The 14,423-nt window shown below is 33.0% G+C and carries 13 protein-coding genes; 7 read left to right on the forward strand and 6 right to left on the reverse strand.

All coding sequences use genetic code 11. The features are described from left to right. Positions 1-96 precede the first annotated feature (96 nt). Positions 97-510, forward strand: coding sequence for a Rieske (2Fe-2S) protein (locus tag EAH81_RS13355; protein WP_140507837.1), 414 nt, complete (start codon positions 97-99; stop codon positions 508-510). Positions 511-566: 56 nt separating this feature from the next. Here EAH81_RS13355 and EAH81_RS13360 read toward each other — a convergent pair whose 3' ends face one another. From EAH81_RS13360 to EAH81_RS13380, 5 genes are all read right to left on the reverse strand, one after another. Next, entirely contained in the window at positions 567-2,756 is a 2,190-nt protein-coding gene (locus tag EAH81_RS13360; RefSeq protein ID WP_140507839.1) for a TonB-dependent receptor, read from the reverse strand. A gap of 290 nt (positions 2,757-3,046) precedes the next feature. Next, positions 3,047-3,451, reverse strand: coding sequence for an alternative ribosome rescue aminoacyl-tRNA hydrolase ArfB (gene arfB, locus EAH81_RS13365; protein ID WP_140507842.1), 405 nt, complete (start codon positions 3,449-3,451; stop codon positions 3,047-3,049). Continuing rightward, positions 3,451-5,565 (reverse strand): DUF4301 family protein, encoded by a 2,115-nt coding sequence (locus EAH81_RS13370; protein WP_140507844.1) that lies wholly within the window; start codon positions 5,563-5,565, stop codon positions 3,451-3,453. Before EAH81_RS13370 ends, arfB begins: the two co-directional genes overlap by 1 nt. After that, complete coding sequence (gene pnuC / locus EAH81_RS13375; RefSeq protein WP_140507847.1) at positions 5,526-6,149, reverse strand: nicotinamide riboside transporter PnuC; 624 nt, start codon at positions 6,147-6,149, stop codon at positions 5,526-5,528. Before pnuC ends, EAH81_RS13370 begins: the two co-directional genes overlap by 40 nt. A 36-nt stretch (positions 6,150-6,185) precedes the next feature. Next, positions 6,186-6,914: a geranylgeranylglyceryl/heptaprenylglyceryl phosphate synthase gene (locus tag EAH81_RS13380; protein WP_140507849.1), complete on the reverse strand. Its 729-nt coding sequence runs from the start codon at positions 6,912-6,914 to the stop codon at positions 6,186-6,188. A gap of 93 nt (positions 6,915-7,007) precedes the next feature. Between EAH81_RS13380 and EAH81_RS13385 the strand changes: the two genes are divergently transcribed. The 3 genes from EAH81_RS13385 to EAH81_RS13395 all read left to right on the forward strand — a co-directional run bounded on the left by EAH81_RS13385 (position 7,008) and on the right by EAH81_RS13395 (position 8,374). Then, positions 7,008-7,604, forward strand: coding sequence for a Crp/Fnr family transcriptional regulator (locus EAH81_RS13385; protein ID WP_140507851.1), 597 nt, complete (start codon positions 7,008-7,010; stop codon positions 7,602-7,604). Positions 7,605-7,685: 81 nt separating this feature from the next. Further along, the gene (locus EAH81_RS13390) at positions 7,686-7,973 is read left to right on the forward strand and encodes a hypothetical protein (protein ID WP_140507853.1); all 288 of its coding nucleotides are present in this window, start codon (positions 7,686-7,688) and stop codon (positions 7,971-7,973) included. After that, the gene (locus tag EAH81_RS13395) at positions 7,970-8,374 is read left to right on the forward strand and encodes a group III truncated hemoglobin (protein ID WP_140507856.1); all 405 of its coding nucleotides are present in this window, start codon (positions 7,970-7,972) and stop codon (positions 8,372-8,374) included. Before EAH81_RS13390 ends, EAH81_RS13395 begins: the two co-directional genes overlap by 4 nt. 192 nt (positions 8,375-8,566) lie before the next feature. Here the strand turns inward: EAH81_RS13395 and EAH81_RS13400 are convergent, their stop codons facing one another. Continuing rightward, positions 8,567-9,229, reverse strand: a complete 663-nt coding sequence (locus EAH81_RS13400; RefSeq protein ID WP_140507858.1) for a 4'-phosphopantetheinyl transferase family protein — start codon at positions 9,227-9,229, stop codon at positions 8,567-8,569. A 461-nt stretch (positions 9,230-9,690) separates the two neighbouring features. Between EAH81_RS13400 and ahcY the strand changes: the two genes are divergently transcribed. From ahcY to EAH81_RS13415, 3 genes are all read left to right on the forward strand, one after another. Then, positions 9,691-11,007, forward strand: a complete 1,317-nt coding sequence (gene ahcY, locus EAH81_RS13405; protein ID WP_140507860.1) for an adenosylhomocysteinase — start codon at positions 9,691-9,693, stop codon at positions 11,005-11,007. Between the two features lie 457 nt (positions 11,008-11,464). After that, entirely contained in the window at positions 11,465-11,932 is a 468-nt protein-coding gene (locus EAH81_RS13410) for a hypothetical protein (RefSeq protein ID WP_140507862.1), read from the forward strand. Positions 11,933-12,099: 167 nt separating this feature from the next. Continuing rightward, positions 12,100-14,418 (forward strand): patatin-like phospholipase family protein, encoded by a 2,319-nt coding sequence (locus tag EAH81_RS13415; RefSeq protein WP_140507864.1) that lies wholly within the window; start codon positions 12,100-12,102, stop codon positions 14,416-14,418. The last annotated feature ends 5 nt before the right edge of the window (positions 14,419-14,423 follow it).

Genomic DNA, 14,423 nt, shown 5'->3' on the forward strand with positions numbered 1-14,423 from the left:
TATACTATTATTTTTAATAGTACATAATTATATGTTAATCATATAAATTTCAAACCTAAATAATTTATTTTTGTTTCACTAATTCTTATTAAAATAATGAAAAAAATCTGGCTCATAATCGTGTTTGTTTCTTTGCTCTTCTCTTGTAGTGACAACAACAAAAGCAATAAAAACCCAAATATTCCTAATTATTCTGTTAATCTGTCTGTAGATATGAATTTACCAGCTTATTCAAATCTTAAATTTGTAAGCAATGGTGTTATCATTCCTAATTATGGAGCAAAAGGAATTATTATTTTTAATGCCGGAAGCGGCTATAATGCATTTGATGCAGCTTGCCCAAATCAACCTATAACTGGGTGTGTGGCTATGACAATTGATGGCATTAATGCTGTTTGTTCCTGCGATAAATCTTCTTACAGTTTATTTACCGGACTTGGAGGTAAGGAATATCCTTTGAAACAATATCGTGTAGAAGTTACAGGAACTGTAATTCACGTTTATAACTAAAATAAAAAAAGCCTGAAAGTTTTAAATTTTCAGGCTTTTTATTTTGAAGAAATCTTTTAGAATTTCAAAGTCAATCCGGCAAGAAAATTAATTCCCGCCTGAGGATAATAATATGGATAAACATCCCACATATATCCGTTTGAAACATACTTTTTATCCAGAATATTATTTACTAAACCAGTAATCATTATGGATTTGAAAATTGATTTAGGTTTTATTTCATACGAAACGTTCAAATCGTTTACAAAATAATCAGCTAGTTTTGCTGCCGGCAATTCAATATTATTCATATATTGTTCTCCAACATATTTTTGTAATAACGAGATATGTACACTTTGAATCGGGCTATACACAATAATATTTCCTGCAATAACCGACGGAGAATACGCAATATCTGTTGTTCCGTAATTTTGACCATCAACTGCTAAATCAACATTTTTATTACTGCTTAAAGTGAAGTTTGGACGAAGAATAAATTTCTCCGAAAGCTTTACGGTCGCATCTACTTCAAATCCTAAACGGTAACTTTTTTCACTATTAGCGCGAATTGGCGACCCAACATCATCTAATCTTCCCGTCAAAATCAATTGATCTTTGTATCCCATATAATACACGTTTGAAGTCAATTGAAATTTCTCTGAATTGAATCTCCACCCTAATTCAAAATCATTTAATTTTTCAGGTTTAGCATTTCCGCCTTCGTAATCTGTTCTATTTGGTTCACGGTTCGCTCTGGCATAAGAAAAGTAAAGTGTGCTTTTTTGATTGATTTCGTAGTTTAAACCTGCCTTTGGGTTAAAGAAATTAAAGTTATCATCAACCAAACCCGTTTCGGCACTATTGGCTTTATACTTTACATTTCGATATTGTAAATCTCCATAAAAGCTTAATTTTTCTGTGAATTGATAATTTGCTTTCGCGAAAATATTCCCATCTGTTTTTGTCGAAAAATCATCATAATAATGATCTCCTAATTCTGATTGAGCAGAAAATCTTGCCCAGATTACTTTTCCATAATGATCACCTTCATATTTGTTCCAGCCTCCGCCAAGGATCGCATCAAACTTTTCATCTTTATATTTCACAGAAAAAGTTGTTCCGTAAAAATCATTATCCAACCATTTTTGACGTATTAAATCAGTTCCCGGTACTAGTTCACCTAAATCATTTTCAACCATTTTGGTAGGCTGAATTGGTCCATAGCCTGCAACTGGCTCATTATATTTATAATTTTCGTAATATCCTTTTCCTTTTGTATAATGTAAAGCTAAGTTTGTGCTCCATTTATCCGAAAAAGATTCATTCCAATGCAATTGATAATGATCTTGTTGGTAATTATCGGTTTCATTATTATAAAAGCGAATATTTCCTGACTCATCCGTATACTTTCCTGCGGAATTATAGGTGCGATCACTATTTAAAGTTTCAGTATCAATTCCGTTCCACGATTGGTATGTTTTCTCCGTTCCGCCAAAAACCAATGCTTTTATCAAAGTGGTTTTACCAACATAAGTTCCTTGCAGGAAATATGATTTTAAATCAGAACTTGCTCTGTCTATATAACCATCAGATTTTAAAGTTGATAAACGTCCAGCCAACTCAAAATGATCGTTTAATAAACCTGTGCTAAATTTTACGGTATTTTTGTTAGAATTGAAACTTCCGTATGAACTTGAAATTTCTCCATTTGCCTTAGAAGCATAATTATCTGTTAACATATTCAAACTTGCACCAAAAGCAGAAGAACCATTGGTAGAAGTTCCAACACCGCGCTGCAATTGTAAACTCTCTACAGAAGAAACAAAATCAGGCATGTTTACCCAAAATGTTCCCTGACTTTCTGCATCATTATACGGAATTCCGTTTATAGTAACGTTAACTCTCGTGGCATCACTACCACGCACTCTGATTCCGGTATAACCAAAACCATTCCCTGCATCAGAAGTTGTTACAACTGATGGCAAATAATTCATTAGAATTGGAATATCCTGACCCAGATTTCGATATTTAATATCTTTTTTATCCAGATTACTAAAAGAAACCGGAGTTTTTGTAGTAACCCGAACCGCAGAAACTAAGACATCATCAAGCTTATTAACCTTAGTTGAATCTTGTGTTTGCGAAATAGAAGAAAGAGAATAGAAGAAAGAAAATAGAAGAAAGAAAATAGATTTTTGGTTCAACTTTGAACCTTTGTAACTTTGAACCTTTGTACCTATAAAAGCACCTTTAATAATAGTTTTCATCTGTAAAAAAATTACAAATAAAAGGGGGAATTATTCTTTTGTTAAATTAATAAATGTTTCACGGCAAAATATAGCGTGCACGCTAGAAATTTGTCGTTTTTTCCCTTAGCGACATTACTCGCTCAGGTTCTTTGGGTATGATCTCAGCTCGTTATTTAGAGCACCCCTTTGAGACAGTGCAAATGTAATGTTAAAAATTGCAAATGGCAATATCAATAACAATCAAAATGGGAATTTCAAAAATAAACTCTAATTTATGTTTTTCAAATTGGAGTTTGACTTTTTGGAATTTAATCCAAGTTAGGTTTCCTGCGAGATTGCTTAATCTCAGAAATATTCTTTTTGTCTTTGATTCGTTTTTTAATTACTGATTTTGGAATCTTAGTCGCTTTACGAATTTTAGGAACAAACAATCCTTTTTTGATGATTTCCAGAAAACGTTTTACAACAATATCTTTATTTTTAAGCTGACTTCTGTCTTCGTCACAATTTAAAATTAGACTATTTTCGGTTGTTAAACGTGATGCAATATTTGTCAATAAAAGCAATTTTTCTTCTTCAGATAAAGCCTGAGAAGTATTTATATCAAAAGTCAAAACCACTTTTGAGGAAACTTTATTCACGTTTTGTCCACCTGCACCGCTACTTCTGACAGCTTTAAAACTTAACTCTGAAATGATTTTATCTATATCCATTATTGTGGCTGATGCGCTGGTTTTAATAAATCGTTTACTGTTTTTACCGGATTAAAAGTAATTAATGGAACTGCTATAAAAATAGTTAACCAATTTGCCATTGCACCGTTCCATAACCCCGGTAATTCATAGCTTTTTACTATTTTACCGTCTACACTTTTTTCGACAATAAAACCCGCTTTTTGATCTGTGAATTGCAATAAATCAAATTTTTGATTCTTATAATTCCTAATTCCACAAACTAAATCAACCGGATTAAAATGAGTTGCCGATGCTAGAATTTCCTGTTGCTGTTTATTTGTCAAATCTACTTGTGAAGCTTCTACAATCTGCAAGGAAATTGATCCTTTATCATTCATTACCCAAAATGGTCCTCCGCCAGGTTCTCCTTCATTTTTCACCATTCCGCAAACGCGAATTGGCTTATTTAGCAAATCCTTAATTTTATTGACTTTATTTTCAAAAGTAAATTTATTAAAGTCAGGACTCATCTCAATATTTAGCTTTTGCAATAAAAAGGAAATAATCTCTTCTATGTTATTTTCTTTTATTTCTTGTTTTTCAATAACGTTCAAATAACTAAAAATCTTTTGTTGCACTTCGATTAAAACTCCTGCTAATGCTTTTTTGTACAAAGCAATTTTATCAATATGATTCTGAATTACATTATCGATATTTTTTATAAAAATAATATCTGAATCCAATTCATTTAAATTCTCAATTAATGCGCCGTGCCCACCAGGCCTAAAAACCAAATGCTCATTTTTATCCCGAATAGGAATATTTTTGCTGTCCACACAAATAGAATCTGTGCTTTTATTTTGATAAGAATATCCAATACTAATTTTTATTCCCGATTTCTCTTCTACTTTTCCTTTAAGAATTTCAACTTCATTCTCAAACAAACTCTGATGTGCTTCAGAAACTGTAAAATGCAAATTAGAAACTTGATTTGATGTAGCATAATGCGCACATTCATTCAAATGCTCTTCTATGGGATTTGCAATGTGATTTTTATATTGATGAAAGGGCAATACTGCTTTTGGTTTATTTGCAAAATCAAAATAATCCGAAGACAGTAAAGTTTTTATAAAGTAGTAGTTTTTATAATCTCTTCCTAAAGTTTCAAAATCCGGATAAATTTCTTTGAGCTTTTTATCAATAGTTTCAAAAAAAGGAAATTTATCCATTGCAACAATAAAAATGGACAAATCACTGTCTTTTTTTCTGTTGATATAGGCGTTTATAGTTTCTTTTTTAATATCAAAATCATTCAAAAAAGAACTTAAAAACTTAAACATTCTGCTTGCAGCACCCGAAGCCGGAACAAACTTTTTTAGTCTTAGTTTATCTTTTTGCAGATCAAAAAAAGTAGCTTTTTCTTCCAATTCAGCTTCTGATAAACTTAAAATTCCGTTATTGATTGTCGCAGGACTAATTAAGTTACTTTTCAGAATTCCGCTTCTAAAAATTTGCAGCTGATTTAAAATCTTATCAATAGAAATTCCGTGATTGTATATTTGAACAAAATCTGTTGACGAAATGCCTTCTTGTTTTGCAATCGCCAAATCATTGATAATAGCAGTAGCTTTTACCAATCGACTTTCTTTATCTCCGGAAAGTGTTATAAAAGGCTTTTTGGTATTAACCAATGTTTGTTTAAAAACCGAAAATACACTTTCTCTACCATCAGGAGTATCTCTAATGTCGTCTTTTTCCCAAGGAACATCAATATCTGTCAGAAAAAATAAGTCGTATTCATGCTCTAAAGCCGCTTCGTTTAAAAGCGGATCACAGAAACCATAGTACATTTCAGAAAACACTTTGGTAACCATTAAATTAGTATCACAAAACAAATATTTATTTGCCGTAGTAAGTTTTTCGTTTTCTAATGCAACCTGCCCATATGCAATAGGCAACATATCATCAGCCACACAAATATGCTGATTTTCTTCCCATTTTTCCTGCAAGTAGTCGCGCGCAAACTCAGGAACCCATTCAGTTTCGTAATATTCTGCAAGTTGTTTTGCTAATGTGGTTTTTCCTGTACTTTCAGGACCAAATAAAGCAATTTTTATGATAGCTGTTTTTTGCTGTCTAAGATCTTTCTCCATTCTAAATAAGCTGAAATAGCCAAAATTGTAAAAATTAAATATTGAAGTGACAACATCCCTAAGCCACGATAAGCATAAAGAGGTACTACAATAATATCACCAATAATCCAAAGTGTCCAGTTTTCGATTTTTTTCTTGGCCATATACCACATTCCTGCAAAAAATATTCCTGACGAAATCATGTCTACATAATTGTCGTTTTTGATTTCGTAATCAAAATATTTATAAATTCCGAAAACTACAAAAACAGTCACTACAAACAGTCCGATTCCGATTAATTTTTCATTAAGATTCGTACGTGTAATTGGCAAATTATCCTCTGTCGTTCCGCCTTTTGCCCAAACATACCAGCCATAAATACTCATAACAGAGAAATACCCATTAATAATCATATCACCTATATAACCCGCTATATACAAAAGATATACTGAAATTACTGTAGCGATTAATCCTGTAGGATACACCCAAATATTTTCTTTTTTAGCAAACCAAACACTCAAAATTCCGCAAACAAAAACTAAAAATTCTAAAGCAATATGCCATAACGGTGCATTTTTGTAACTATCGAGAAAAAAATCAAACATTTTGGTCTTTTGTTTTGGTTGTTTTTGGTTGCATTCTTATAATTCAAAAAAATGATTGTCGTTTTCAAAAGCAGTTCCTATAACTACTAAATCGGCACCGGCATTGTATGCTTTTTGAATTCCGTGCAAATCTACAATTCCTCCTCCAACAATAACAGGAATATTAATATTTTGAGCAATTAACTGTATCATTTCCAACGGAACTGCATTCTTTGCTCCGCTTCCAGCCTCTAAATAGATTAATTTATTTCCTAACATTTCTCCTGCCTGTGCAGTTGCCAAAGCCAAATCTAAATCTTCCCTACTAAGCGGCTTTGTTTTACTAACACGTGCAACGGCAGTTTCATTCCCACTTTCGATTAAAATATAACCGGTTGAAATCACTTCGAGATTGGTTTTTTTAAGAATTGGTGCCGCCTGAACCTGATATTCTATTAAATAATCAGGATTGCGGCCAGACAATAAGGACAAGAACAAAATAGCATCGGCATCAGGTGAAATCTGAGATGGATTTCCAGGGAATATCACAACGGGCAAATTGGTATTTTGTTTTAATTGTGCTATCAGATCTTCCAATATTGTTGACTCTACAATACTTCCTCCAACAAAAATATGTGTTGCAGGAGATTGGTTTATCTTCTGTAATAAATGATCTAAATTTTCCCAAACAATTTTATCCGGATCCAAAAGTATAGCGAGTAATTTTTGCCCTTCTTTTTTAGCCTTTAAAATTTGTTGATGGATATTGAGTAATTTTTGCTGCATAATCGCCGTAAAAGTAAAAGTTTTTTAGTGTAGAAGAACTATTTTGAATAATTATATTTGTGTTATATCTTTTGATAACCAAGAAACAAAATTATGATTGCAATTGATTTACTGGAAAAATATGGTGCTCTGAAGAAGTTTTTTGCTAAAAACGAAACTGTTTTTGAAGAAGGAAATATTCCAACGCATTATTACCAAATTGTTTACGGTGAGATCAAAATGAGCAATTATAATGACGATGCCCGCGAATTTATTCAGGGAATCTTTTATAAGGAACAGTCTTTTGGAGAACCTCCTTTATTCTTAAATCAAAAATATCCTGCTAATGCCATCGCTGTAGAAGATTCAGAAGTGTTACTGCTGCCTAAAGACAGCTTTATGAAATTACTCGAAGAAAACTCTGCCATTAGTATTAAGATCATCGAAAATTTAGCACAACGTTTGTATTATAAATCGGTTATGGCAGCCGAAATGTCTACACAAGAACCCGAACATCGTGTTTTGAAATTAATCGATCACGGAATTGCTTATTTTAATTTTAAGAAAGACGAAAACGGTTACCTCATCAGCTTTACAAGACAGCAAATTGGAGATTTAACCGGTTTACGGGTTGAAACTGTGATTAGAACTATAAAAGCTCTGGAGAAAAAAGGTGTTTTGAAGATTATAAACAGGAAAGTATACCGATAAAATAGTTCTTGTTTTATGATTTTAATCATAAAATGGAGCCGTATTGTGCATGTACCTTTGTAGTATAAAAATCTCAATATCATGACACTATATCAAACAACATTCGAAAATTTCAATAAAAACTATATGGGTTCTGCAGCAATGGCTGTAATTGGTCAAAGCTGTTTAGGTGGCGCCGCTGCAATGTATATTCTTTCAAATGGAACTTCTATTGGACAAATGATACAACTGACAATTATTGTTTTAGCTTGTGTATTTGCCAACACTTCAATTTTGGCACAAATGAAACATAAAGTAGTTTTTAATCTTATTATTTTAAGTGCTTTATTAAGCGTTTTACTTATATTTCTGAATAGTTTTGTACTATGAAAAAGCAAATAAAAAATAGAACTGATGTCGAATTTCTAGTACATCAGTTCTATGCTAAAATAAGAGCCGATGAAGAAATTGGTTTTTATTTTAATACAATGATCAAAGACTGGGATGCTCATCTGGAAAAGCTAACCGACTTTTGGGAAACTAATCTATTTGCCGTCAAAAAATACAAAGGCAATCCGCATGCGGTACACAATGAAGTTGATGCGCATTTTGAAAGCAAAATTACTTCGAACGAATTTGGAATTTGGCTTAACTATTGGGCTCAGACTTTGGACGAACATTTTGAAGATGAAAATGTAGAAACGCTGAAACGTCGAGCCCGAAAAATGGGAACTTTTTTATTTGTGAGTATGTTTGAACATCGACAAAAGATGGCGGAAGCTTCTTTATAAAATTTAATCTAAATTCATTTATGTCCATTTCGACCTAAGGGAGAAATCACACAAGCAGTTCGACAAAGATTGGCGATTTTAGGAATGGAGTTTCTAGTGTGATTTCTCCCTTCGGTCGAAATGACAAGATTGTGTTTTACCTAACTCGACGAGTTTGGAATTTGGAATTTATTTATTGGAATTTTAAAAACTTTATTTCTCAAAAGCATAAACTAAAGTAAAATTCTGCCCTGAAATATCAGATTTCATCTCCTTATAATGCACATTAAATTCTATTACCAAGTCATTAAAATGAAGACTGGCTTCGGTTTGATTTTGGTCTAGTGAAAAAGCATCGATACGAATATGATCTTTAAAACTGATTCCTTTTTCATTTCTAATTTTAAAGATCGCTTCTTTTGCGCCCCATATTATGGTAAGTTCCCTGATATAGTCGGCAATATTATCTGTTCCGGAGTTTAGGGATAAATAACTGTTTTCAGTATCTACGAATTTGTCGGCGATTCTTAGGATTTTTTCGCGTTGCAATTCCATGTCGATTCCAACTGTTTCATCGCTGATTATTATAGCAGCAAAATCGTGCGAATGTGTGATAGAAATATAATTATGACAATCAAAATAGGGTTTCCCAAACTCGTCATAATGCAATTCATGATCTGTAAAACCCATTTCCTGTATTAACATACGAACGCTCAAAAAAGCACGCTGATGCATTTGTGACTTCATACCATTTAGGCGAAGTTGTGTCTTTTCTTTTAAAACTACTTTACTCAATAACTCCTCTAAAGATTCGGTTATTTGCCAAATTAAGATTTTGGTAGTTTCGTTAAATTGTATGGTTTGAAATAAAGGCATTCTTTTTTAATTATGAATTATAAATTATGGTTTGCGTATTTTAGACCATATAAGTTATGTAAGTAAATATAACTTAGTTTGTAAATGTTATTAGTAAATTTAAGCAATTAGCCATTAAGTTTATTATTAAAAATCTTTTTTAAATGAACTTATATCACTTATATGGTTAAATATCAAAGTCTGGTCTTTCTAGCCCTGATGGTCCCGAACTATCGGGAGGCATCCTTTTGTGGTGGGGTTCACCATAAAAGATATAGTGGACAGCAGGACACGAGCGACAGCGAACTGACGAAGTAAATAGCTCCTAATTTTTATTATACTCTTATTACAAGTTAAATTATTTAGCTAAAGTTCAAAAGATTAAGAAATTAAACATTTCACAAATCTTATAGAAAGTAGTCAGAATTAAAAACCTATTCCGTAAATTTGCAAAAATTTTACAATATACAAATATACTATAAATGAGTACTACAACTACGCCTTTTGTGGCTTTCAAAGTAAAAGACATCTCTCTAGCGGCTTGGGGAAGAAAAGAAATTGAATTGGCTGAAGCTGAAATGCCAGGTTTAATGGCGCTTCGTGCTGAATATAAAGACGAACAACCTCTTGCAGGTGCTCGTATCGCTGGATGTTTACACATGACTATTCAGACTGCAGTTTTGATCGAAACTTTAATCGCTCTTGGTGCTGAAGTTACTTGGTCTTCTTGTAACATTTTCTCAACTCAGGATCAGGCTGCTGCTGCTATTGCTGCTGCAGGAATCCAAGTTTACGCTTGGAAAGGTCTTGATGAGCAATCATTTGACTGGTGTATTGAGCAAACTTTATTCTTTGGTGAAGACAGAAAACCATTGAACATGATTCTTGATGATGGTGGAGATTTAACTAACATGGTTATTGACCGTTTCCCAGAATTGGTTCCTGGAATCAAAGGATTGTCTGAAGAAACTACAACTGGAGTTCACAGACTTTACGAAAGAGTAAAAGCCGGAACTTTACCAATGCCTGCAATCAACATTAATGACTCTGTTACTAAATCTAAATTTGATAACAAATACGGTTGTAAAGAATCTGCTGTAGATGCTGTACGTCGTGCAACTGACTTAATGTTAGCTGGTAAAAGAGTTATCGTTTGTGGATACGGTGATGTTGGAAAAGGAACTGCTGCTTCTTTCAGAGGTGCAGGATCTATTGTAACAGTTACTGAAATTGACCCAATTTGTGCTTTACAAGCTGCAATGGACGGTTATGAAGTTAAAAAATTAAATACTGTTGTTGCTAATGCTGATATCATCATTACAACTACTGGAAATAAAGATATCGTTCTTGGATCTCATTTCGAACAAATGAAAGACAAAACTGTTGTTTGTAACATTGGACACTTTGATAACGAAATTGATATGGCTTGGTTGAACAAAAACCACGGTGCATCTAAAATCGAAATCAAACCTCAAGTTGACAAATATACTATCGCTGGAAAAGACATCATCATTCTTGCTGAAGGTCGTTTGGTAAACCTTGGTTGTGCTACAGGTCACCCAAGTTTTGTAATGAGTAACTCATTTACAAACCAAACTCTTGCTCAAATCGAATTATGGAAAAACAGTGCTGCTTACAACAATGACGTTTATATGTTACCTAAACATTTAGATGAAAAAGTTGCTGCTTTGCACCTTGCTAAATTAGGAGTTGAATTGGAAACTTTACGTGACGATCAGGCTGCTTATATTGGTGTTCCAGTTGAAGGTCCATTCAAACCAGAGTACTACAGATACTAAATAAATTTTAGATTTAAGATTGTAGATCTTAGATTTTTAATACATATTTCAAACCCGATAGATTTTAAAAATCTGTCGGGTTTTGTTTTTCAATCTAAAATCAAGTGTAAAATCTAAAATTACAGGGGCGTGCCATTAAGTTAAGGGAATATTGCCGAATAAATCTCGCGCAAAGTCGCAGAGTCGCAAAGAAAATGTATGTAAACTTGGCGGCTTTGCGACTTTGCGCGATTTTTTTTCAGTCTTAATTATCTAAAAAAAGCTTAACTTAATGACATTGACTCCTATCCCTCACGCAAACGTTTCAATATATCTGTTGGGTTTACTACGTAAAGAACATTTCATCTTCCTCTTACATATCACTTTTACATCTCATCTCAAAACCCTTAAAATTAATCAGATATTTTAGCATCCATTTTTAAATATTAAGTATATTTTTGAAAACCAAAACCAAAATATGAGAAACCTATTTATTGTATTGATAATAACAATTATACCTCTTTTTGCAAATGCACAAGGCTTTAATCAGTCACAATTACGAAATGGAACTTTAATGGGAGTAGATGAAAGGGCTCCACAATTAGTTCAACTACCAACAATGAAACCTATTGTTACTCTAAATCATGTAGAAAAGGCAAAAGCAAAACTAGCAAGAGAAGAACAAAAACTAATAAAAATGGCAAGAAAAGCCTGGGACAAAGAAGATGATCTGAAAAAAGAACAAGAACAATTAAAAACTCTTGAAAATGCCTCACAAAATAGCAATGATCCCAATCATCAAAAAAAGATTGAAACATTAAAAAAGCAAATCGCTAAATCTCAGGAAAAAGTCAATGAAGCAAAAAAAGAGATAGAATTAGAATCAAAAAAAGTTGAAGATCTCGAAAATGCCATAGACGACGCTAAATATACGAGACACGACTAAAACTAAATATTATTACAAACAAAACCTTGTAGAAATGCGAGGTTTTGTTTTTTTGTACCTCAACAAAAAAAAACATTTCTCTCAAAAAATTGCACGTTTATAAATATCTACTTACTTTTAATAATTAAAATAAGGATCTATTTCTCATATACTTAAATAGTACAAGCTTGAAAAAAACAACTTATTTCTTCGTTTTCTTATTTTTATTAATTCTCCCACAAATTATTTTTTCTCAGGAAAAGAAACCCAAAGTCGTTTTAGTCTTAAGCGGCGGCGGAGCAAAAGGAATTGCACATATCCCACTTTTGCAAAAACTAGATTCATTGCACATCGTTCCTGATCTTATTGTTGGAAATAGTATGGGAAGTATCATAGGAGGTTTGTATGCCATGGGATATTCTGGAGATAGTATCGAAAAATTAACCAAAAATATTATTTGGGATAAATTACTTGGCGGAGGTCAGTCGTTAAAATCTGTTAGTGTAGAGGAAAAAAGAGAATTTCAGAGATATTTAGTTGGAATAGGAGTTAAGGATAAAAAACTAAACAGTGTTGGCTCCCTTTTAAATGATCAAAATTTAAGAGAACTCCTTGCTGAATTAACTTATCCTGTTTACAATATTAGAGATTTCGATAGCCTGCCAATACCGTTTAGAGCCATGGCCACCGATTTGTCCGAAGGGAAAGAGGTTATTCTAAGCAAAGGCAGTCTTGCTTATGCCATGAGGGCCAGCATGTCGCTGCCTGCTATTTTCAAGCCCATGGCCTATGAAAAAACAGTATTAGTTGATGGTGGTGTAATGAATAATTTCCCCACAGATGTTGCCAAACAAATGGGCGCCGACATAATTATTGGTAGTGATGTAGGCGGCGGATTGGAACCCATAGACAAATTGAACAATCTTGTGACTATTTTGACACAAACCAGTATGTTCCCCAGTAATATTAAAAATCCTGAAAACCGAAAACTCTGCACGATCTTGGTTGATCATCTACCAAACTTGCGTTTTTCTACTGCTGATTTTGCAGATAGCGACGAAATCTACAAAGATGGTAAAATTGCAACAGAAGAAAACCTTCCAGCCTTAATCGCATTATCCGAAAAATTAAAAGGATATAAACAGCGAACTCACGAATTGCCAAAAATACCCACAGAATTTATTCTTGACACTATTGTTTACAAAAGAATCAGTCCGGAAAATCTTCCGCTGGTATTAGGTAGAATAAATCTTAAAACAAATGTAAAATATAGCACCAAAGATATAATAGCGGGTATTAACAGAGCCATGGGTACCAATCTTTTTGATGAGATCACGCAAAGCTATTTCATCAAAAATGGCGACAAACTAGGACTTGCGATAACTGGATATGAACGCGCCAAAAACCAACTCAATACATCATTACATTACGACACTTACAGAGGCGTTGGAATCATTTTTAATTATACCGCCAGAAATGTTCTTGCTGAAGCATCACGACTTCTTGTAACAATAGATATTGCAGAGCAGCCAAAAGCAAGGATCAATTTTCAGAAAAATTTCGGAAAAAACAGAGACTGGTGGTGGGGATCTGAACTTTACGGAGCCTTTTTAAGGCAAGAAATTTACATTAATGGTAAAGCCTCAGATAACATACTTTATAATTCTTTTGAATTCAATAATGAGATTAATAGAAACTTAAATTCACTAAAAAGCTATTTTGGCTATGGTTTAAATTATCACTACACCAATTTACAACCAAAATACGACAGAGAATACAATCCTAACTCAATCAACATCAACGATTACTCTCTAAACAGTATAGAAGTAAACATGCATTATTCGTATAATGATATGGATAAAGTTTTCTTTGCTGAAAACGGAACAATTATAAAAGCAAATGTAACCCGATCATTATTATCTGATGTCTATACCTCTTTTAACGACCCCGCTCTAACAAGTGTATCTGGCGCAACTAATGGGTATACAAAATTTGGTTTCAGTTTTGAAAAGAGAGCACTCTTAAAAAAGAAAATTACCGGAATCGTGGGATTTGATTCTTATTTTATTTTTCAGGATAAAGTTAAAGACAATCAAATCTCATTTTCAGAATTTGGTTATGCTTCAAGGTATTTCTTAGGAGGAATTATACCAAGTTCCGGCAGTAATCGTTTTCCCTTTCCCGGTCTACATGAAGACGAACTCAATGTCACACAATATCTGGGTTTAAAACTTGCCTCTCAAATAAATATTATTGGAAAATTTTACCTAACTCCTCACTTTAATATTGCGACTGTTGGTTTTGAAACTTTTGATGAATATATTAAGCATGCATTTAATCCAAAAGGAAACTGGGATTATAATACTGAAACTAGTCTTGTAATATCTGGAGGGGCCGCCATCTCTTACCAATCCATTTTAGGTCCGATCCATTTTGATACTTCCTGGATAAATAATATCGACAAAGTGAGATTATTTTTTAGCGTCGGATTCTCATTCAATCCCTAAAAAAA

Source organism: Flavobacterium pectinovorum, assembly GCF_006438875.1.
Taxonomy (GTDB): domain Bacteria; phylum Bacteroidota; class Bacteroidia; order Flavobacteriales; family Flavobacteriaceae; genus Flavobacterium; species Flavobacterium pectinovorum_A.